Source organism: Bacillus inaquosorum (assembly GCF_023238325.1).
Taxonomy (GTDB): domain Bacteria; phylum Bacillota; class Bacilli; order Bacillales; family Bacillaceae; genus Bacillus; species Bacillus inaquosorum.
Map to the genome: position 1 here is coordinate 2,933,386 of NZ_CP096592.1, position 21,575 is coordinate 2,954,960.

General features: G+C 45.5%; 22 protein-coding genes and 1 other annotated feature. Of the genes, 3 read left to right on the forward strand and 19 right to left on the reverse strand.

What is annotated here, in order from left to right:
* Positions 1-2 precede the first annotated feature (2 nt).
* From araQ to M1M80_RS14930, 10 genes are all read right to left on the reverse strand, one after another.
* Positions 3-848 (reverse strand): arabinooligosaccharides ABC transporter permease AraQ, encoded by an 846-nt coding sequence (gene araQ, locus M1M80_RS14885; RefSeq protein WP_060399245.1) that lies wholly within the window; start codon positions 846-848, stop codon positions 3-5.
* Positions 849-1,790 (reverse strand): arabinooligosaccharides ABC transporter permease AraP, encoded by a 942-nt coding sequence (gene araP / locus M1M80_RS14890; protein WP_003237710.1) that lies wholly within the window; start codon positions 1,788-1,790, stop codon positions 849-851. It abuts the gene before it with no gap.
* A gap of 35 nt (positions 1,791-1,825) precedes the next feature.
* Entirely contained in the window at positions 1,826-3,127 is a 1,302-nt protein-coding gene (gene araN, locus M1M80_RS14895; RefSeq protein ID WP_019259130.1) for an arabinooligosaccharides ABC transporter substrate-binding protein AraN, read from the reverse strand.
* 30 nt (positions 3,128-3,157) lie between these two features.
* Complete coding sequence (gene egsA, locus M1M80_RS14900; protein WP_060399246.1) at positions 3,158-4,342, reverse strand: sn-glycerol-1-phosphate dehydrogenase; 1,185 nt, start codon at positions 4,340-4,342, stop codon at positions 3,158-3,160.
* Positions 4,339-5,157 (reverse strand): sugar-phosphatase AraL, encoded by an 819-nt coding sequence (gene araL / locus M1M80_RS14905; protein ID WP_080429115.1) that lies wholly within the window; start codon positions 5,155-5,157, stop codon positions 4,339-4,341. Before araL ends, egsA begins: the two co-directional genes overlap by 4 nt.
* On the reverse strand, positions 5,135-5,824 hold the full coding sequence (araD, locus tag M1M80_RS14910) for an L-ribulose-5-phosphate 4-epimerase (RefSeq protein ID WP_003222433.1): 690 nt from the start codon (positions 5,822-5,824) through the stop codon (positions 5,135-5,137). Before araD ends, araL begins: the two co-directional genes overlap by 23 nt.
* A 13-nt stretch (positions 5,825-5,837) precedes the next feature.
* A complete protein-coding gene (gene araB, locus M1M80_RS14915; protein WP_060399248.1) occupies positions 5,838-7,523 on the reverse strand; it encodes a ribulokinase in 1,686 nt (561 codons plus the stop codon).
* A 15-nt stretch (positions 7,524-7,538) separates the two neighbouring features.
* On the reverse strand, positions 7,539-9,029 hold the full coding sequence (araA, locus tag M1M80_RS14920) for an L-arabinose isomerase (protein WP_060399249.1): 1,491 nt from the start codon (positions 9,027-9,029) through the stop codon (positions 7,539-7,541).
* A 177-nt stretch (positions 9,030-9,206) separates the two neighbouring features.
* Positions 9,207-10,178 (reverse strand): arabinan endo-1,5-alpha-L-arabinosidase AbnA, encoded by a 972-nt coding sequence (gene abnA / locus M1M80_RS14925; RefSeq protein WP_080429047.1) that lies wholly within the window; start codon positions 10,176-10,178, stop codon positions 9,207-9,209.
* 197 nt (positions 10,179-10,375) lie between these two features.
* Positions 10,376-11,461: a M42 family metallopeptidase gene (locus M1M80_RS14930; protein ID WP_003237726.1), complete on the reverse strand. Its 1,086-nt coding sequence runs from the start codon at positions 11,459-11,461 to the stop codon at positions 10,376-10,378.
* A gap of 183 nt (positions 11,462-11,644) precedes the next feature.
* Here M1M80_RS14930 and ysdB point away from each other — a divergent pair, with 183 nt between their 5' ends.
* The gene (gene ysdB, locus M1M80_RS14935) at positions 11,645-12,037 is read left to right on the forward strand and encodes a sigma W pathway protein YsdB (RefSeq protein ID WP_003237728.1); all 393 of its coding nucleotides are present in this window, start codon (positions 11,645-11,647) and stop codon (positions 12,035-12,037) included.
* A 16-nt stretch (positions 12,038-12,053) separates the two neighbouring features.
* Here the strand turns inward: ysdB and M1M80_RS14940 are convergent, their stop codons facing one another.
* Genes M1M80_RS14940 through infC form a run of 4 tightly spaced genes read right to left on the reverse strand, consistent with a single transcriptional unit; the run spans position 12,054 to position 13,504 of the window.
* The gene (locus tag M1M80_RS14940) at positions 12,054-12,323 is read right to left on the reverse strand and encodes a DUF1294 domain-containing protein (RefSeq protein ID WP_003237730.1); all 270 of its coding nucleotides are present in this window, start codon (positions 12,321-12,323) and stop codon (positions 12,054-12,056) included.
* Positions 12,324-12,378: 55 nt separating this feature from the next.
* Positions 12,379-12,738 carry a 50S ribosomal protein L20 gene (gene rplT / locus M1M80_RS14945; protein ID WP_003222420.1) on the reverse strand — a complete coding sequence of 120 codons (360 nt, stop codon included), beginning with the start codon at positions 12,736-12,738 and terminating at the stop codon, positions 12,379-12,381.
* Between the two features lie 31 nt (positions 12,739-12,769).
* Entirely contained in the window at positions 12,770-12,970 is a 201-nt protein-coding gene (rpmI, locus tag M1M80_RS14950) for a 50S ribosomal protein L35 (protein ID WP_003222418.1), read from the reverse strand.
* 12 nt (positions 12,971-12,982) lie between these two features.
* Positions 12,983-13,504: a translation initiation factor IF-3 gene (gene infC, locus M1M80_RS14955; protein ID WP_010886591.1), complete on the reverse strand. Its 522-nt coding sequence runs from the start codon at positions 13,502-13,504 to the stop codon at positions 12,983-12,985.
* Positions 13,505-13,562: 58 nt separating this feature from the next.
* Positions 13,563-13,693: a sequence feature (ribosomal protein L20 leader region), on the reverse strand.
* A 448-nt stretch (positions 13,694-14,141) separates the two neighbouring features.
* Here infC and M1M80_RS14960 point away from each other — a divergent pair.
* On the forward strand, positions 14,142-14,804 hold the full coding sequence (locus M1M80_RS14960; RefSeq protein ID WP_060399250.1) for a hypothetical protein: 663 nt from the start codon (positions 14,142-14,144) through the stop codon (positions 14,802-14,804).
* Between the two features lie 29 nt (positions 14,805-14,833).
* On the opposite strand, the gene lrgB is transcribed toward M1M80_RS14960, so the two are convergent.
* The 4 genes from lrgB to lytS all read right to left on the reverse strand — a co-directional run bounded on the left by lrgB (position 14,834) and on the right by lytS (position 18,608).
* On the reverse strand, positions 14,834-15,529 hold the full coding sequence (lrgB, locus tag M1M80_RS14965) for an antiholin-like protein LrgB (RefSeq protein WP_003237736.1): 696 nt from the start codon (positions 15,527-15,529) through the stop codon (positions 14,834-14,836).
* Positions 15,530-15,549: 20 nt separating this feature from the next.
* On the reverse strand, positions 15,550-15,990 hold the full coding sequence (gene lrgA, locus M1M80_RS14970) for an antiholin-like murein hydrolase modulator LrgA (protein WP_003237738.1): 441 nt from the start codon (positions 15,988-15,990) through the stop codon (positions 15,550-15,552).
* Between the two features lie 133 nt (positions 15,991-16,123).
* Positions 16,124-16,849: a two-component system response regulator LytT gene (gene lytT, locus M1M80_RS14975; RefSeq protein WP_019259139.1), complete on the reverse strand. Its 726-nt coding sequence runs from the start codon at positions 16,847-16,849 to the stop codon at positions 16,124-16,126.
* Positions 16,827-18,608 (reverse strand): two-component system sensor histidine kinase LytS, encoded by a 1,782-nt coding sequence (lytS, locus tag M1M80_RS14980; RefSeq protein WP_060399251.1) that lies wholly within the window; start codon positions 18,606-18,608, stop codon positions 16,827-16,829. The genes lytT and lytS overlap by 23 nt, the downstream gene beginning before the upstream one ends.
* Before the next feature lie 175 nt (positions 18,609-18,783).
* Here lytS and M1M80_RS14985 point away from each other — a divergent pair, with 175 nt between their 5' ends.
* The gene (locus M1M80_RS14985) at positions 18,784-19,566 is read left to right on the forward strand and encodes an HAD family hydrolase (RefSeq protein WP_019259141.1); all 783 of its coding nucleotides are present in this window, start codon (positions 18,784-18,786) and stop codon (positions 19,564-19,566) included.
* Positions 19,567-19,608: 42 nt separating this feature from the next.
* Here M1M80_RS14985 and thrS read toward each other — a convergent pair whose 3' ends face one another.
* Positions 19,609-21,540, reverse strand: coding sequence for a threonine--tRNA ligase (gene thrS / locus M1M80_RS14990; RefSeq protein WP_060399252.1), 1,932 nt, complete (start codon positions 21,538-21,540; stop codon positions 19,609-19,611).
* Between the last annotated feature and the right edge of the window lie 35 nt (positions 21,541-21,575).

Sequence of the window (21,575 nt, forward strand, 5' to 3'; positions counted from 1 at the left end):
CATTAACCTTTGACTCCCCCTACCGTCAGGCCGGAGATAAAGTACTTTTGGAAAAACAAGAAAATGATAATGACCGGCAAAATCGCAAATACTGAGCCGGATATAAGCATGTCATAGTTGTTGCCATAAGGGCTCAGCAAGCTGGACAGCCCAATTGGAAGCGTAAACATTTCTTTCGACCGAAGCACAATCAGCGGCCATAAGAAGTTGTTCCAGCTGTTTAAGGACTGGAGGATAATCATCGCGCCGAAAGCCGGTTTCATCAGCGGCGCCATAATCCTGAAAAAAATTCCGAATTCCGTACAGCCGTCCATCCTTGCTGAATCCAGCAGGTCTTTCGGAAGGCCAAGTGCATATTGCCGGAAAAAGAAAACAGCTACCGGCGAAACGATAAACGGCAAAATGACACCCGTATACGAATCGATCAAATGCAGTCCGACTGTAAGCTTAAACAACGGGAGCATCATCACTTCCAGCGGAACCATCATAATAATCAGCACAAGAACAAAAATGATATTTCTGCCTTTAAATTCATAAACCGCAAGCCCGTACCCGATCATCGAAGAAAAAAACAGAGTGAGCACGGTCGTGAAAAGCCCAAGCACAAGACTGTTAAAAAACCATTTGAAATAAATGCTGCCGCCGTTAAACAGAAATGTATAATTATCAAGACTCATCACTTTAGGATCAATGTCAAGATTCAGACCCACACGCAACAGCTCAGATGACGGCTTTAATGATCCTAAAAGCAAACAGAAAATCGGAAAAATATACAATAGGCTCAGCATAATAAAAAACAGGGTCAGCGCGATTCTGTAAACGCTAAACTGAGGACTGTGCCGCAACATTTATCCCTCCCCCTTAAACGAGCCTGACAGCTTTAATGAAATCAGGCTGACAACAAGGATCACAATCAAAAGCACAATGCCGATGGCCGCTCCGTATCCCATTTCATTGTAAGCAAGCCCCTGCTGATACAAATATCCGACAAGCGTCAGACCGATATTACCCGGGGAATTATTTTGCCAAAGGACGTAGCTTTCCTCAAACATCCTGAATCCGCCGATGATGCTGATGGTCAGCACATATACGGTTACAGGCTTGAGAAACGGCAGCGTAATGTGCATAAATTTTTTCATCGTATTCGCGCCGTCTATATCAGCGGCTTCGTATAGCTCTTTCGGCACATTTTGCAAACCGGCCAAAAAGTAAAGAATGTTGATTCCCATCCATCTCCACGAAGCAAGCAGCACCATCAGAAACATGCCGGTATGTTCATTGTTCATCCAGTTCTGAGGTGAAAAGCCGAGTTTGAGTAAGATGGAATTGGCCAGCGACGTTTCCATTTCTCCGAAGATCAGCCGAAAAATGATCCCCGCCACTATGGTAGAGGTCAATGCCGGGATGAATAGCGCTGATTTGAATATATTTCTGAATTTGACCAGCTTTGAATTCAGGAATATGGCCAGAAGCAATGGGACAGGAATCAGCACAATCAGCGTCCAAAAGGTGTACTTCAGCGTATTCCAAAGGGCGGTATAGAACGTCGGATTGTTTAGCGCAGTGTAATTTGACAATCCGACAAACGTCACCTCTCCCGGCAATATTCTTTGAAAGCTCATGATGAAGACGCTAATGATGGGGTATAGAAAAAATACGAGAAAGGATAGAACGAATGGCGCTGTAAACAGATAGGGCGCCGCTTTTTTCGAATAAAAAAGATCTCGCCAGCCTGATTGTTTCGCAGCTGAAGGAACGGGATGAACCGTTCCCGTTTTCACAGGTTTCATGAGAACCTCCCCGCTTTCACTTTTTGAATGGGATTCTATTTCTGTTTCAGTTCACCTGCCGCTCTGTCCAAGGCTTGTTTAGGCGTTTTTTGCTGAGATTTAAGTGCGTCGAACAATACACTTCTGTTGACAAGGTCTGAAGCCTTGGCAAAATCCTCATGTAAATAAATCGGATTGATTTCATCCTTGATATCGAGCAGCACAGAAAAAATGCCTGTTCCGTTTTGGAAGTAATCCGTGTATTTGTTTTTCTCTTTTAATTCCTTGGAGCTCCAGACATCCCAGCGAAGCGGATCAAACCCGAGTACGCTCCAGAGCTTTTTGTTTCCTTCTTTAGAGCCCTTCGCAAAGGCCAAAAACTCTTTTGCTAATTCAACATGCTTAGCTTGCTTCGGCACAACAGTTGCCGTACCGCCCAAACCTGCCGAACGGTCGCCTCCCTCTTTCCATGCCGGGAGCGGCCGGATAGCAATTTTCCCTTTCAGATCAGGCATATAATCTATGAATCTTCCCATATACCAAATCGGCATCAGGACTGAAGCGGCTCCGCCTTGGTTCATAAAGCCGTAGTATTCTTCACTGTGATGCCCCCCGCCCGGCGCAGGAATCATCGTTTTATCATTGATCATGTCTTTTAAATATTGAAGTGTTTTGACGTTGGTGTCGTTATTGAGGATCAGCTTGCCGTTTTTATCAAAATAGCCTGAGTTTTGCTGTGAAATCATGGATAAGAACGTTCCGGAATCATTTGTTTCCACCGTTCCCATCGGCTTCCCGGTCACTTTGCGCACTTTCTGCCCGGCTTTATGGTAATCATCCCACGTTTTAATATCATCAGGATTGACGCCGGCTTTTTTCATAACATCCATGTTATAAAACATGACTGTCGTCCCTACATGAGTATCCAGCCCATAAAGCTTGCCGTTTTTGCTGTACAGGGTAAGCCGCGCCTCTACGAATTTATCGCGGTCCTTTTCAATCAGCGGAGACAGGTCGGCAAGCGGTATGTCAGAGCCCTTCAAAAAGTTTGAAAAACGGGCCAATTCGACATCGGCAATATCAGGGACGCCTTCTCCCGCGATTAAGGAGATAGACAAGTTATCGTGCATTTGCCCATATGGATAAACGACCGTATTCAGTTTAATTTTGCGGTCAGGATATTTTTTGTTCCATTCCTTCACCATTTCTACATAAAACTGCTCATGAAGTCCGTTAAATGTCCAAAAGGTCAGCTCGGTTTCACCCGATTTCCCGGATGATCGTTCTGCTGAACACCCAGCAATGAATAATGTCAGCAGCATCATGAGCACAAGAAAACAGGCAGTCATTTTTTTCATCTGCGTTACCCCTTCCATTCGAGGTGCGGGCTATTCATATAGACCATGATTGATCAGCGTTTTGTTTTCATTGATAATTCTTAATCCGGTGCAACGGTCTCTTAAGGTGTGGGCGTGTCTAAAGGCATTCTTGACGGAATCCTGTCCGACACCGATTTCGTCAAAAGACGCAGGGCCTCCGGCTGATCTCAGCCAATCGGCCAGCACTTCTCCTTCCGGGAGCGTTTCATAAGCCGATTGAATGGCTTGGCGCCGGTGCGGAGAAAATTCGTTCAGCCCGTCATCCAGAGCGAGCTTTCTGTATGTGTCTGTTAATAAAACAGCGGCACATCCCACCTTTGCCCCATGAAGAATCTGAGGCCGTTTTTTCTCCATTAATTCCATCTCAATCCAATGTGAAATATGATGCTCTCCGCCTGATGCCGGACGGGAATGATCTAAGGCCAGCATGACAAGCCCAGATACAATTAAAGACTCCATTAAAACCCGTATGCCTGTTTCCGTTTTCATCGCAATGTCTTCTGTGTGTTCGATACAGGCATCAAGCGCCTCCTGAACGAGCTTAGCCCCTGCTGGCGAATAAGGCTCGCCGGCAAGATGGCGGGAGATTTCCCAATCAGCTAAAGACGTTATTTTACCGAGCATGTCGCCAAATCCTGCCGCCACCATTGACTGGGGTGCCGCTTTTAATAGATCCAGATCAGCAAACAGCGCGGACGGAGCCTTCGTTTGGATGGTTGTTTTCGTACCATATAAAATAAGAGGCGCCCCGGCTGATGTAAATCCGTCTACAGATGGAGCAGTCGGATAAGAAATAAACGGCAAATCCCTCTGAAACGCTGCAAAGCGCACGATATCATGAATTGTACCCGAACCGACAGCGATCATGACATCCGTTGCTTTTTTCGTATGGACCAGGACATGAATGAGCGACCGTTCATCAGCCGTCACATCTCCGGCTTCATTTTCCGGAATGATCAGGCACTCGGCCTGAAACCCTTCTTGATTCAGTCGGTTTTCCAGATCAATTCCCGCAATGCGGTGTGTATTCGAGTCGCAGACAAGAACGATATGCTTACCGTTTTTTCTTTTTACATAATCCAATAACGGATCAGCTGCTTGTTTATCGATAACAATTTCTTCAACTTCTATAGGAAACGTCTTTTCTCCGGCGTGTTCAAAAGCACGCTGAACGTCAGCTGCGATATGATTCATAGCAGAATCCCCTCCTCAGCCAATTTGGTTACATCTTTAATGGACTCCAGCACGTAATCCGGCGAGTACAAACGCTGTTCACCCGGTTTCGCAGAACCAGTAAGAACTAAGGCGCTTTTCATGCCATAAAGCTTCCCCATCGCAATGTCTGATTCAATGCTGTCCCCGATAATCATGCATTCATGTGCGGACAGCCCCATTGCTGTACAGGCAGCCTCCGCCATCAGCCACGACGGTTTTCCGACAACAAGCTCCGTCTTCGCTTGAGCGGAAGCCTCTATCGCCCCAATCATTCCGGCCACATCGATGGCGTTGCCATCTTCGTTCGGAAAAGAGCGGTCTTTGTTCGTAGCAATAATACGAGCTCCGCCTGCGGCCGCCTGAAAGGCTTGATTTAAATCTTCGTACGTGAGCGTTTCGTGAAGGGAGATCACAAGCCAATCCGCTTCCTTCGGTTCTTTCGCGTGCTGCACGCCGGCCAGCCTCAGCTCGTCAACCAAGCCTTGTTCTCCGAGCACCCACACCTTTGAAAAACGATAATGTTTTTTAAGAAATGCTGCTGTCACGCTTGACGAGAGAACAATGTCATTTACGTCCGCATCAATCCCCGCGCCGAGAAGTTTTTTTCTGCACATGGCACGGGAGATATTCCCCCGATTGCTCAGAAAAACAATTTTTTTCCCCATTTCACGAAGCGTATGGATCGCTTCTCTTGCCCCTTCAATCAATTCATTTCCTCTGAATACAGTACCGTCCAAGTCAATCAGAATGCCGGCCGGTGACACTGCGGAATCATGACTGGCCATAATACGCATTTGCTCCGTGTTTTCGATAAAAATGCTTTTCATGAAGGACTGTATTGATTGGGTTTACATCCTTGTTCAGCATAATGGAGTGATAAGCCATTTCCGCAACCGTTTCTAATACAACTGCGTTATGAATGGCATTTAAGGCATCCGTGCCCCAGCAGAACGGGCCGTGATTATTCACGAGCACACCCGGCACCTGTTCGTAGTTATGATGCTGAAAGGTTTCCGCTATGACTTTTCCTGTATTCAGTTCGTAGTCATGAATGATTTCTTCATCGTACATTTCTCTTGTACACGGAATCGCACTGTCAAAATAATCAGCATGTGTCGTGCCTAACGGCGGTATGTCTCTGCCCGATTGCGCCCAGCTAGTCGCCCATTGAGAATGGGTATGGACAATTCCCCCGATGTTCGGAAAGGCTTTGTACAAATAAACATGAGTAGGTGTATCTGAAGAAGGCTTGAGCGATCCTTCGACGACCTCTCCTTCAAGATTCAAAACAACCAAGTCATCAGCTGTCAGGTCGCTGTATTCGACTCCGCTAGGTTTGATAACAATTCTTTCTTTTTCACGGTCGATGCCGCTGACATTTCCCCATGTAAAGGTTACCAGCTGATGCTCTTGAAGCTTCAGGTTGGCAGCCAGCACTTCTTTTTTTAATGTTTCAAGCATGCTCTATCACCCTTTATGAATTCTTTTTGGCGGCAGTTGAAAATTGAAGATTTTTGATTGTTTTCAGACGCTTCATGACATGGTTTTCTTTTCCGAAATAGTGAACCAGCTCTTTATATTCAGCGTACAACTTTTCATACACCGCGGCGTTTTCGGTGTTCGGCGTATAAGATATATCTTTCAGTTTTCCCATGTGCGCCGCTGCCTCTTTGATGTCGTCGTATCCGCCGTTTTCTTTACCTGCAGCAAGCGCGCCGAAAATGGCAGATCCTAAGGCAGGGGCTTGCGGGGAACCAGAGATTTTAATGTCCATGTTTGTCACATCCGCATAAATCTGCATGACAAACGGGTTTTTCTCAGCTATTCCGCCGGCTGCGTACAGCTCCTCGATCGGAACTCCGCTTTCTTTGAACGTTTCGATAATCATCCGGGTTCCGTAAGCTGTCGCTTCAACTAGCGCTCTATAAATCTCTTCAGGCTTCGTCAGCAGCGTCATGCCAAGCAGCATTCCTGTTAAATCAGCATCAACAAGAGTTGAACGGTTTCCATTCCACCAATCCAAAGCAAGCAGACCGCTTTCACCCGGCGCTTGAAGGTTTGCCTTCTCGCTCAGCAGTTCATGAATGCCAATGTTTTTTTCCTCTGCTTCCTCTTGATACGCTCGCGGGGCACATGTTTTCACAAACCAGTCAAAATGATCGCCAACACAGGACTGCCCGGCTTCATATCCCGCATAGCCGGGAAGAATCCCGTTATCCACGACACCGCACATACCAGGCACGATATGCACCTCTTCGCCTAGAAGAACATGGCACGTTGAGGTTCCCATAATCATCAGCATTTTCCCTGGCTCTGTGATGCCGACCGCCGGCACGGAAACATGGGCGTCAACATTGGCAACCGCAACAGCCGTCCCCGGAAGAAGGCCTGTCAGCTGTGCCATTTTTTCAGTCAGTCCGCCGGCTCTTTCCCCTACTGAATGAATAGAACCTGCTAATTTGTCTTTTGTAATCGTTTTCATTAAAGGATTTAATTTGTCAAAGAAATCATCTGACGGATATCCCGCTTTTTCACTCCATATCGCTTTATACCCCGCTGTACAGTTGCTTCGCTTGAGTGAGCCGCACAGCTGGTACACGATCCAGTCCGCAGCCTCGATGATCCGGTCAGCCGCTTCATAAATGTGAGGCGCTTCTTCGGCAATTTGCATGACCTTCGGAATCATCCATTCAGAGGAAATTTTGCCTCCGTACCGCTGTAAAAAAGCTTCTCCTTCTTCCTCCGCGATTTGATTGAGCCGATCAGCATGTTTTTGGGCCGCATGATGCTTCCAGAGCTTCACATAGCTGTGCGGCTCCTCTTCATATTCCGGCAGCATGCATAACGGCTGTCCTGCACTGTCAACAGGCAGGATCGTACATGCCGTAAAATCAATTCCGATCCCGACAATGTCTTTCGGTTCAACCCCCGTCTGTTCGAGTAATGACGGAATGGTTGTTTCCAAAACTTCGAGGTAATCAGCCGGATGCTGCAGCGCCCAGTCGCGCGGCAGCTTTTGACCCGTTTTTGGAAGGACGGTATCAATGACAGCATGCCTGTATTCTTTTACAGCAGCCGCCAGTTCCTCCCCTGTTTGGACATGAACGAGCACCGCTCTTCCTGATAAAGTTCCAAAATCAACCCCTATTGTGTAAGCCAAGTGACATCCCCCTCTCTACTTTTGAAGCCGGTAAAGCGCCTCGTTCCATTTTAATTCGTGTTTCAGCTTGTGAATTGTCGTATCACGGGAAATGAGAACACTTTCGATCCCCGCCATTTCCGCCCAATCGAGCATTTGCTCCGCTGTCAGTTCATAAGACAAGCAGGTATGGTGTGCGCCGCCGGCTAAAATCCATGCCTCCGCCGCTGTTTTCAATGACGGCTCCGGCTTCCAGAGAACACGGGCCACAGGCAGATTCGGCATCTCTTTTTCAATTTCCTGGCCGTTGACCTCATTCAAAACAAGGCGGAAACGCCCGCCGATATCAACAAGGCTAGCTTGAATGGCTGTACCGCTGATCCCGTTAAACACAAAACGCGCAGGATCCTCTTTGCCACCAATAGATAGCGGATGAACCTCGATTTTCGGCTGATCCAAAGCGACAGTCGGACACACTTCAAGCATGTGCGAGCCCAGAATCATTTCATTTCCCGGTTCAAAATGATACGTATAATCTTCCATGAAGGACGTTCTTTTTCCTTCAGCCATGATTTTCATCATCCGCACAAGAGCCGCTGTCTTCCAATCTCCCTCTCCGGCGAACCCGTAGCCCTTCTCCATCAGGCGCTGAACGGCAAGTCCCGGCAGCTGTTTCATTCCGTGCAGCACTTCAAACGATGTTGTAAAAGCTGTGTATCCGCCTTGTTCAAGAAAAGCGGTTAAGCCAAGTTCTATTTTCGCCTGTTCCTTAATGGACGCTACTTTTGCTTCGTCACGTTTTGTTTCCTCACTGATCACATAAAGCCTGTCATACTCCGCATAGAGCGTGTCAACCTCGTCGTCCGTAATACGGTTCATCACTTCAACAAGGTCTCCGATGCCATATCCGTCAACTTGCCAGCCAAATTGAATATGCGCACCCACCTTGTCTCCGTCCGTTACCGCGACGTGACGCATGTTATCTCCGAATCTGGCAACCTTAATATGTCTGCTTTCATTTAATGCAGCCGCCGTATCCATCCACTGGGAAATCTCTTTCTTCACTTCTTCATCATCCCAATAGCCGGCGACGACTTTCCGGTTCAGACCCATTCGCGAGTTGATGTAACCGTATTCACGATCGCCATGTGCGGATTGGTTGCTGTTCATAAAGTCCATGTCAATCGTACCCCACGGGATATCGCGATTATATTGAGTATGCAGATGCATAAGCGGTTTTTGATAAGAGGAAAGGCCTTCTATCCACATTTTTGCAGGAGAAAATGTGTGCATCCATGTAATGATGCCGGCGCATGTCTCACTGAACTCCGCTTCCCTTAACAGCTGTCTGATGGTTTCCGGTGAAGTGACGACCGGCTTATGCGTGATTTTATATCTGGAAGAAACCCCGCTGAGCCCCTCACAAATGCTTTTCGCATGCTGATCCACCAGTTCCAGCGTCTCTTCCCCGTATAGGTGCTGGCTTCCTGTTACAAACCAGAATTCATAATCCTTTGTCTGAAGCATGTAAACTGCCCCTTTCACATAAAATAAAACGCTTTCAAACACGAAAAAGATACGTACTAATGATGAAAAATAAATCAATAACTATTAATTTGTACGAACAATTTTATTATAGTAATTGACTATTATACTGTCAATCTTTTCTTTTAAAAAAGCCGGGCGCAGCCCCGGCTTTTTCATTCAATAGGAAGGCCAGCCCGAGCTCCAATTCAAATCATTGATGAGAAGCTTCGGAATGCCGTTGTCATTGGCGTCATAGGCATGACGAACAAGAATGTTTCCATTTACAATATCCTGGCCTCCGGGACCTTTCCATTGGTCGTTTCCGGAATCCAAAATAGTGCCCCCGCCATCCAGCATGCTTTTTCCGCTTTTATCAAGATAAGGGCCTGTAATGCTTTTAGATCTTCCGTAAGCAATTTTGTACGTACTGCTTACCCCGTTACAGCATTTATCAAATGAGACCATTAAATAGTAATAGCCATTTTGATACGTAAGAGTAGGAGCTTCCAGCGCCCCGCCATTATTCGGTCTGGCTGCAATCGAATAGAGCGAGCCTGTCGGCTTCATCGTACTCTTATCAAGCTTGGTCAGCTTAATGCCGCTCCAAAATGAGCCGAATGCAAGCCACGGGTTGCCATCCTTGTCGAATGTCAGCTCCGGATCAATGGCGTTATAATTATTGGAGCTTGTCGAACGGATCACCAAGCCTTCGTCCTTCCAGCTCCCCGAACTGATGCTTGTTGAAGATGCCAGTCCGATGGCAGATGTATTGCTTCCAAAAGAAGAGACTGAATAATACAGCCAGTACTTACCGTTATAGTATTGGATATCCGGCGCCCACTGGTTTTGGCCGTAATTCGGCACATAATTGGACCACCACGATAGCGGTGTGCTGAAAATGGATTTTTGTACGGTCCAGTTTTTAGCATCCGAAGACTTCAGAACCCGCAGTCCCCGTTCTTCAGTCAGCCCTGTTCCAAGCGCGTACCACGAGCTTCCCTCTTTGATCATAGTCGGGTCGTGAAGCAGCTCATTGGATGCCCCCCAAAATGCGGCCTCTGCTGGAGCAGCGGAAGTGAATATCAGTCCTGCAGCCAGAGCGGCGCTCGAAAAGTGAAAGAAGCGTTTCCATGTTTTTTTCATTTTCAACTTGTCTAACCTCCTTTAAATTAGAAAGCGCTTACAAATAAAGATTGTTTTATCCTCCCTTCCTTACAAATGAGCTGCGTATCGTATGTCATCATGTTCAGGAAATTTTCGGTATCTTCTTTATTGTAGTCACTCTGCTGTAATTTGTACAGACAAAAAAATAGAACCCGCCCTAAAAGGCGGATTCCTCCGTATCTTTATTGATACGTAATCTCGTCAACCGTTTTTCGGTCTAACTTCTTAATGACTTCTGTAATTAATTTTACCGCGTTTTCATAATCGTCACGGTGCAGCATGGCCGCGTGCGTATGAATGTAGCGGGTAGCAATGGTAATGGACAGTGCAGGAACGCCATTTGCTGTCAAATGGATGGCCCCCGAGTCAGTGCCGCCGCCGGCAATGGCATCAAATTGGTACGGAATGCCCGCTTCCTCTGCAGTAGCGACGACTATATCACGCAAGCCTTTATGAGAGACCATGGATGCATCGTAAATGATAATTTGCGGGCCTTTGCCCATTTTGCTTTGCGCTTCTTTCTCAGAAATGCCAGGCGTGTCTCCTGCTATCCCTACATCAACACCAAACGCAATATCAGGCTGAATGGTATGCGCAGCCGTTTTCGCTCCTCTGAGGCCGACTTCCTCCTGCACGGTTCCAACGCCATACACAATGTTTGGATGATCTGTGTTTTGTAAATTTCTTAACACATCAATGGCAATCGCACAGCCGATGCGGTTGTCCCATGCCTTCGCCAATAAGAATTTTTCATTATTCATGACCGTAAATTCAAAATGAGGAACAATCATATCTCCCGGGAGCACGCCCCATTCTAAGGCTTCTTCTCGGCTTGACGCTCCAATATCAATAAACATCTCTTTTATTTCTACTGATTTTTTTCTCGCTTCAGGAGATAAAATATGCGGCGGCTTAGAGCCGATAACCCCTGTGATGTCCCCTTTTTTCGTTACGATGGTGACACGCTGTGCCAGCATGACCTGAGCCCACCAGCCGCCAACGGTTTGGAAACGGATAAAGCCTTTATCAGTGATTTGTGTCACCATAAAGCCGACTTCGTCCAAATGTCCAGCAATCATAATTTTCGGGCCGTTTTCCGCACCTGTTTTTTTGGCAATTAAACTGCCCAGCCGATCTGTTGTGACCTCATCAGCAAATGGTTCTATGTATGATTTCATCACTTGCCTTACTTCTCTCTCATTGCCCGGTATGCCTTTTGCATCTGTTAAATCTTTCAGCATGGTCAATGTTTCATCTAATTTTGCCATGTTCTAAAAACCTCCTTCATCAGTCCTGCATTCTTATTATACAAAACCTGGCGCTAACCATACGACTATTTCACTTGAAAATCGGGTATATGTTTTTAGAACTTTCTTTAGAAAAAGTGAAACCTTTTTCTATGCTCTTCGTATTACATCAGATCATCACAATAAGGGGGGTGCCTTCACACAATGTTTGTCATGGTTCTAAGGATTATATTGCTTGCACTTTTTGCTTATTGTATTTATGCCGCGGTCAAATATGTCGCGAATCCAAAAAGAAGGCTCAAGCTGGCCCAATCAAAAGAACATTTTTATATTATCGATGAACAGAATAATACCCGAAAAAACTTTCAGCTGACGTATAAAGGCGTGCTTTTTGAAGGAGAAAAGCATATCCCTTCCAAGGATCATCCGCTGTTTATCCACACGATCTTTGTCTGGACAGAATCTCCTGAGAAGCTGAAGCATTTCTCTGTAAAAGATTTTGAAAACATTGAAGAAAAAGTGCTGGAACGATATCCAAATTGTAAGATTGACTGGGACCAGCCCATTAAACTCGCAAAAAAAGCAGAAGAGCGCTAAAACGCTTTTCTGCTTTTTATAAATCAAGCGGGCTGTAATAAATGCCGATCAAGATCGCTTCAATCACCAGAAGAAGCGGTACTCCGTACTTAAAAGACGCGTGTTTCGTTTTATGTCTGAAGGTTTGCATGCCGAGCCATACACCGAGCGCTCCAAAAACGATCGCAATCAGCCACAGCCGGTCTTCAGAAATTCTCCATTTATGCTGCTGCGCTTTTCGCTTGTCAACACCCATCACCCAAAAACCGCAAAGATTGATCAGTACCAAATAGACAGCGATAACCATGTTGCCTCATCCTTTATATAAAAAAGCCGCTCTGCTGGAGAGCGGCCTTATATGATTACTTGTTTAATTGAGCTTTAGCAGCATCAGCAAGCTGATTGAATGCAGTAAGATCGTTTACAGCAAGATCAGCAAGCATTTTACGGTTTACTTCGATACCAGACAGCTTAAGACCGTGCATTAAACGGCTGTAAGAAAGACCGTTCATGCGAGCAGCTGCGTTGATACGAGTGATCCAAAGCTTACGGAAATCACGTTTTTTCTGACGACGGTCACGGAAAGCATAGTTTCCAGATTTCATGACCTGCTGGTTAGCTACTTTGTATAATGTATGTTTTGAACCGAAATAACCTTTTGCTAATTTAAGAACCTTTTTACGACGCTTACGTGTAACAGTTCCGCCTTTTACTCTTGGCATTAAATTTCCCTCCTAATTGTTCCTTGTCCGATTACTTGATGTTAGCAAGCATTTGTTTGATACGTTTGAAGTCTCCTGCGCTTACAACAGCACTCTTGCGAAGCTTACGCTTTTGCTTTTGAGATTTGTTGGCGAATAAGTGACTTGTGTACGCATGAGAACGTTTTAACTTCCCAGAACCTGTCTTTTTAAAACGTTTAGCAGATCCGCGGTGAGTTTTCATTTTTGGCATGGGATTTCCTCCTTATTGCTTTTCGTTTTTCGGCGCGAGCATTAAGAACATGCTGCGGCCGTCCATTTTTGGTTTTGTTTCGACAGTCGCAACCTCAGCACATGCTTCAGAAAAACGGTCTAACACACGCTGACCGATTTCTTTATGAGTGATTGCGCGTCCTTTAAAGCGGATAGAAGCTTTTACTTTATCGCCTTTTTCAAGGAATTTAATCGCATTGCGCAATTTCGTGTTAAAGTCATGCTCATCGATTGTCGGACTTAACCGAACTTCTTTTAAGTTAATGATTTTTTGATTCTTGCGTGCTTCTTTTTCCTTTTTCTGCTGCTCAAATCGGAACTTACCGTAGTCCATGATTCGGCAGACAGGCGGTTTTGCATTCGCTGCAACTAACACAAGGTCAAGATTTGCGCGGCCGGCGATTTCAAGTGCTTCCTGACGGGACTTGATTCCCAGCTGGTCGCCATTTTGTCCGATTAAACGGACCTCACGTGCACGGATACCCTCATTAACCAATTGATCTTTGCTAATAATGAGCCACCTCCATAGTTTCTTCGAATTGATTCACAACTCATTTTGACTGCATTCTGCAGGCAAACAAAAAGTGCGGGCATTATAAAACACCCACACTACGAACATCTGTATCAATAAAAATGTACGGTCAACCTGCCAACTACATGCATGTGTCAATCAGGTGAGAAGCGGGTGCTTCTGCTTGTGATTTATATTCAATTCAATAACTATTCTACACAATACCGGATCTTTAGTCAAGGACGACTTATCCGGAACAACTTTTACATTGTAACATGGGTTTTCTATGAGTGCAAGAGAGAAAAAGAAAATCTTTCATCCTCATCCAGAATGGAAAGTTTCTGAACCGCTTAGCCACGCATCAAGTGTTCTGTTGAATAAGCTCGATTCGCTACATGACCGATCCCCGAAATGCTGAAAGTAGCTGATTTGCTGTTCCCACATCCAGCCGCTGACACCCCGCCATGAATAAAGACCATGAGCCGAGGATGGTAAACACCTGATTCTATTGTATATAGAATCAATAGTCTCCTTCCATCCTTCTCCTTATTTCGCAGCTTCCCATAAAACCACTGACAGGAAAAAATGTAAAGTAAAGTTAATCCCTAACCGATATAAGAAGCAGAAGGGAGTCTGACACATGAACAAACTGATACAGCTTGCTTTATTTTTCACATTGATATTAACCGGTTGCTCGAATAGCAGCACATCTTCTGAACCAAAAGCTGAAACGGTTAAGACAGCCGTAGTATTTAATCAAAAGGAACTAGAGAAAGAGCTGAAAAAACTAAAACCCGTTTCACTGGACATGGATTTCGAGAGTCCACTCGCTGCTGAGTTAGGAAAGCGGAAGGCAAAAGAAGCAGCCGAGAAGCAAAGACAGATCGCAGCCGAGAAAAAACGTGAAAAAGAGCGGGAGGCGAAACGAAAGAAACAGCAGGAGGAAGCAGCGGAGAGACAGCGATTGGCAGAGCAGCAGGCTGCAGAGAGACAGCGATTAGCGGAAGCGGAAAGACAAGCTGAACTTGAAAGACAGCGGCAGGCAGCAATCCAAAAAGAACAGAAAGCGAACGCTGAAAAAAAGCGGCAATCGCAGGCACAACGGCAGCAGACCGAGGCACCCTCATCTAATAGTCAAGATCCACCTTCTTCCTCGAGCCAGACGGATAAAACCATTCAACAGCCAGCTTCAGAGCTTCCTGATGACGATGGTTATGGTTATGAAGAACGAAAAAAGTGGCATGACGATCAAGTGGAATGGGGCATTAAACAAGGGTATATCGATCCCGAAGACGCACCATAAAAGAAAAAGCCAAGGCATTCAGCCTTGGCTTATCCTCCGATCAGCTGCATGAACACAGGTATGACCAGAACCGTTACCACTCCCACTACGACAACAGCAATACTTGCCATCGCAGCTTCAACTTCTCCCATCTCGATCCCGACAGCTACACCGAGTGCATGTCCGGACGTTCCGAGTGCCAATCCTTTAGAAATCGGATTCTTTACTTTAAACACCTTCAAGAACAATGCTCCGAGCGCATACACAATGACAGCGTTAAAGATGACCGCAAAGGCAGTGATATCGCTAATGCCTCCGATATCTTTTGATAAAGGAAGCGCAATTGCCGTTGTTGCCGCCTGCGGGAGCATGCTTTTCATCACGGCCGCATCGAGGTGAATGCCTTTTGCGAGCAAATAAACAATCGTGACAGAGCAGATAGAGCCGACAATAATGGAGGACATGATTTGCCACCAGTATTTTTTCAGCTTATCTCTTTGTTTGTACAAAGGAATGGCAAAAGCGATCGTCGCCGGTTCAAGGAAAAACTTAATGATTTCTCCCCCGTTATTATAGTCCGCGTAGGAAAAACCGCCGATTTTTAAAAATGCGATCCCAAGCACCATGGCAACAAACAAAGGAGTGAAAAGGAAGAAGCCTTTCGTTTTCTTAAATAAAAAGGTGCCGATGCCGAATGCAGCAAGTGATACGACAATTCCGAAATAAGGACTCATTGTGCTTTCCATCTGAAGAACCTCCTTTTTCCTTAATGGTGAACGAGTTCTTTATTGTTCTGCGGGCTTTGCACTGTTTTTGTTTTCACGTCCGCTGCGGTTTTGCGTTTTCCGCTCAGCGAAAGAATCAGCTGAGAAAACAATCCCGTAGCCCCCAGCAAAATAATCGTTGCGAGCAGAATGACAAGAACAATTTGCAGACCGTATTGCTGCATCACGCCAAGCGAATTCATAACAGATATACCAGATGGAACAAATAAAAATCCGATCAGAGAGGTTAAAGACGTTCCGAGCGTTTCTACTTGTTCCAGTTTAATGACTTTCAAACATAATAGGAGAAATAATAAGACCAACCCTACAACCGATGCCGGGATAGGGATTGGGACAATAGCGGCAATCATATTTGAAACCAGCATAATGACGGCAAAAATAAATGCTTGTGTTAAAAACCCGTACACTTTTTTAGCACTCATTTTCTTCACCTCTTTCTCTTTGGTACCCCCATTATAAATAAGAATCCCTTATTATAAAGCGCTTACAAGATAACATGCCGAATAGCGGGACTGAGTTGCAGAAACAAATGGCTGAAATGCAAAAAGCCGCCCATCAAATATGGAGCAGCTTTTTCAATTCCTTCGCATATGTCCGGCTGACCGGTATTTTTGATCCATCTTTCATAATCAGGTTATAGGTTGAATTAAACCACGGCTGAATTTCTTTAAGATATTCGGTATTGACGACAAAGCTCCGATGGACGCGGATAAAACCAGCATCAGACAGCTTTTTCTCAATGACAACGAGCGTATCGCTGACCGTATACGATGTATCGAAGGTTTTTACATTGACATGACCATCTTCCGTTCCGGCATAGATAATGTCCTTCGTATCTACGATCACTATTGATTCTCCTACAGATAGTGCGAGTTTGTGCTGGCCGGAATGACTGCTCTGATCTGTTTCAACAATATCCCGATTGACTTTTTTATATTTTTTCAGCGTTTGCTGAATTCTTTCCTCATCGAAAGGCTTGGTTAAATAATCAAGGGCGTCCACCTCAAATGCTTTGAGCGCATACTGGTCATATGCCGTCGCAAACACAACAGCAGGAGGATGCTTCATTTTCTTCAACCGCTTTGCGATATCAAAACCGTTTTCTCCGGATAAATCAACGTCTAAAAACAGCAAGTCAGGCTTTTGATCCATCATTTGGTCAAAAGCAGATTCAATATTTTCCGCTTCATTGATTTCCATTTCCTCATTGGTCCGCTTGAGCAAGTAAGCCAGTTCATCCCTTGCCAGCATCTCATCATCAACTATTAACACCCTGAGCATGTTCTTCTCCCTCTTTCATATGTTGCATTGGCACTCGAAAGGAAACCTCTGTCCCTTTCTGAACCTCACTCCTGATATTCAGTGCGGCCTGCTGTCCGAATAAACCAATCAGCCGCTGATTCAGGTTATAGAGCGCTGTACCGGTTCCCTCCTTAGACGGAAACGGTTTCTTTCCCAGCTCCGGAAGGATGTCCGGCGGAATTCCCCGTCCGTTATCCGTCACCTTCATATAGACGGATGTATCATCAGATAAGACACAGACCGTAACTTTGCACATGTCTTGTTTTTTCGGAAACGCATGCCGAAGCGCGTTCTCCACAAGCACCTGTAAAACAAACGGTGGGATTTCAATCTGCTCCAGCCTGCTGTCGATATTGAGCTCAATCTTATATTTCCCGGGAAAACGCGCCTGTTCTAATGATAAATAGGCGTGAAGGTGGTTCAGCTCCTTTGAGAGCGGAATCAGCAGCTGTCTCGCTCCTTGAAGGTTTGAACGAAAATAAACGCTGAGCTGCAATAAGAGCTTACGGGTTTTTTCAACATCCGTGCGGCATAACGCAGAAATTGTATTGATCGCATTAAATAAAAAATGCGGATTCACCTGTGCTTGAAGCGCTTTGATTTCAGCATCCTTGAGAAGCTTGCTTTGCAGCTCTGCTTCCCCAAGCTCAAGCTGTGTCGAAAACAGCATGGCCAGCCCCTCAGCAAGCTCCTCTTCTACCTGACTCAGGCCTGCCGGGTTTTTAAAGTACATTTTTAAGGTGCCGATTGTATTTCCGTTTGATGTCAGCGGCAGGACAATTGCCGCGTGCAAAGGGCATTCAGAATGTGTGCATTCAATCTCTTCCTGTGAAATCGCCTTCATAATTTGCCCTGTTTTTATCACCTTTTTGGACAGGCCGGTGATCAAGCTTTTTGATGGGATGTGATGATCCATTCCCGCGCCGACATGCGCAAGGATCTTTTCTTTATCAGTGAGAGACACCGCATCCGTTCCGGTCAGCTTATGGATAATAGACGCTACACTTTTACAGGAGTTTTCATTTAGACCTTGGCGAAAAAATGGAAGCGTCTGGTCAGCAATCGTCAGCACTCTGTGCGTTTCAAGCGCCCTTGCCTGCTCTTCCTTGCGAATGATCGCTTGGATAATCGACAGGAAAATAAAACTGCCTGTCCCATTGATGAGTATCATCGGAATTCCGATCATGCTGACAAGCTCCCAAGCGTCACTGAACGGCTTTGCCATCAGCAAAATAATCACCATCTGCAGTGACTCCATGCCAATTCCCACAAGAGCGGCGACACGCGGTGTCGGCATTCGGTAGCGCTTCGTAAAATACCTGCCGATAAAGCCGGCAAGAACACCCGCTAAAACGGATGATACCGCACAGCTTAAGGCCGTGCTGCCGCCGAGCGAAAAACGATGAAGGCCTGCCAGTATACCGATCCCCGCTCCTACAAACGGACCTCCGAGAAGGCCTCCGATTTCCACGCCCAAAATACGGGTATTCGCAATAGAGCCAGACGGATCTATCGCAAACACCCAGTCATTGTTTACAATCATATTTTTTTGAATTTCAATGCCTGTATAATTGCTGATGATGCTGAAAAGAGAAAAAATAGAAATTAAAACCGCTTTTCCTTTATAGCCGTCCTGATTTTGCAGCGCTTGTCTGAACAGCTTTGTATGGGCGAGAATGAACCCCAAAATAACAATAATCCCTACCCTCTCAAGCATCATAATCATTAAATGAATCATGCATGTCACCTGTTCTTTCCATTTTCATTCTAGCATGTTTTCGGTCCATGAATTTCATGGCTGACTGTTTTTTAAAAATCGTCTGAAAACATATTTCACAAGGCTATTATCTATTGTAAAATAAAACATGAGCCTTTTGGCAGAAAGATTTGAATCTGAAGCAGAGGAGAAGATCATGAAAGCCGTATTTTTTGATTTAGACGATACACTACTTTGGGATGAAAAAAGCGTCAGAACAACATTTGCAGAAACTTGTTTACAAGCGGAGAAAAAATATGGCCTTGACCATCAGGCATTCGAAGCAGCTGTTCGTGAAGCGGCGAGAGAATTGTACATGTCATATGAGACATATCCATATACAGTGATGATCGGCATTAACCCGTTTGAAGGACTGTGGTCCAATTTCTCAGAACCGATCAGTGAAGGATTTCAGAAGCTGAACAAGATTGTGCCGGAGTACAGAAGAAATGCATGGACAAACGGACTGAAAGCGCTTGGCATCGATGATCCGGCATACGGCGAATTTTTAGGAGAGTTTTTTGCGGCAGAGCGCAGAAGACGCCCGTTTGTATATGATGAGACATTTGCTGTACTCGATCAATTAAAAGGCAAGTATGAATTGCTGCTTTTGACAAACGGCGATCCGAGTCTGCAAAAGGAGAAACTCGCAGGCGTGCCTGAACTCGCTCCTTATTTCAATGAAATCGTCATTTCGGGCGCTTTCGGCAAAGGGAAACCGGATGTTTCAATCTTTGAACACTGCCTTAAGCTGATGAATATTGAAAAAGACGATGCGATCATGGTCGGCGATAATTTGAATACTGATATTTTAGGCGCTTCAAGAGCCGGAATGAAAACCGTTTGGATCAACCGGACGGATAAGAAAAACGAAACTGACGTGACGCCTGATTACATCATCAGCAGCCTTCATGATTTGTTTCCTATATTAGAGAAATAAAAAAAGCATGATCTCTTCAATGAGATCATGCTCTTTTTTATGTTATTTTTTCGCTTCAGCTACTGCCTTTTTCACAAAATCATCAAGTGAAATGGTTTCAGAGTTCTGCTCTCCGTACTTACGAACGTTTACCGCTCCGTTTTCTGCCTCTTGGTCACCGACCACAAGCATATACGGAATTTTTTGCATTTGCGCTTCACGGATTTTGTAGCCGATTTTTTCATCACGGCTGTCGACTTCTACGCGCAGGCCTTCACGCTGCAGGCGTTCCTGCACTTTTTTCGCGTAGTCTAAATGCACAGCCGGAGAAACCGGGATGACTTGGAATTGAACTGGTGCAAGCCATGTTGGCAGCGCGCCTTTGTGTTCTTCGATTAAGAAGGCAACAAAGCGTTCCATTGTTGATACGACACCTCTGTGAATAACAACCGGACGGTGCTGCTTGCCGTCTTCGCCGATATAAGTCAGATCGAAACGTTCAGGCAATAAGAAGTCAAGCTGAACCGTAGACAATGTTTCTTCTTTGCCGATCGCTGTTTTCACCTGAACATCAAGTTTAGGGCCGTAGAATGCCGCTTCACCTTCTGCTTCGTAATAATCATGGCCGATTTCGTCCATTGCTTCTTTCAGCATGGATTGTGCTTTGTTCCACATTTCATCGTCATCAAAATATTTCTCTGTGTCTTCCGGATCACGGTAAGAGAGACGGAATGTGTAATCACTTAAGCCGAAGTCTTCATATACTTCCTGGATTAAACGGACTGTACGGATAAACTCATCCTTAATTTGATCCGGACGCACAAAGATGTGCGCATCGTTTAATGTCATGCCGCGCACACGCTGAAGACCTGACAGCGCACCTGACATTTCATAGCGGTGCATTGTTCCCAGCTCCGCAATACGAATCGGAAGCTCGCGGTAGCTGTGGATGTCGTTTTTGTAAATCATCATATGGTGCGGGCAGTTCATCGGGCGGAGCACAAGTGTTTCATTATCCATTTCCATCGGAGGGAACATGCCCTCCTGATAATGATCCCAGTGTCCTGATGTTTCATACAGCTCTTTGCTTCCAAGCACAGGTGTGTATACGTGCTCATAGCCGAGGCTGATTTCTTTATCGACAATATAGCGCTCGATGACGCGGCGGATTGTCGCGCCTTTTGGCAGCCAAAGCGGCAGGCCTTGTCCGACTTTTTGAGAATTCGCAAACAGCTTTAATTCTTTGCCGAGCTTTCTGTGGTCACGCTCTTTTGCTTCTTCAAGCATGCGAAGATGCTCTTCAAGATCAGCTTTTTTGAAGAACGCTGTGCCGTATACGCGCTGAAGCATTTGGTTGTTGCTGTCACCGCGCCAATATGCACCTGCAAGGCTTAACAGCTTAAACTCTTTAATTTTTCCTGTTGAAGGAACGTGCACGCCGCGGCACAGGTCAAAGAATTCGCCTTGCTCATAGATCGAAACCGTTTCTCCTTCAGGAATCGCATCCAATAGTTCAAGCTTCAGGTCGTCGCCGATTTCTGCAAAACGGGCTTTCGCTTCTTCACGGCTGACTTCTTTTCGAACGATCGGAAGGTTCGCATTGACGATTTTTTTCATTTCTTTCTCAATTTTCGGCAGATCTTCCGGCGTAATCGCTTCTTCCATTTCTACATCGTAGTAAAAACCGTTTTCGATGACTGGACCGACACCGAATTTAACATCTTTGTAGATGCGTTTAATCGCTTGAGCCAGCAAATGAGCCGTACTGTGGCGCATAATTTGAAGACCTTCTTCTGAGCCTTCTGTAATGATTTCCACTGTACCGTCTTCATTGATCGGTGTTCTCAAATCGATTTCTTTTCCGTTCAGTTTTCCGGCTAATGATTTTTTCTTTAATCCCGGACTGATGGATGCCGCGATATCTTCTGTTGTTGTTCCTTTCGCAAACTCCTTGACTGCTCCGTCAGGAAATGTGATTTTTACCATATCTGACATCTTTGTCACTCCTTTTTTTGCATATAAAAACCCCG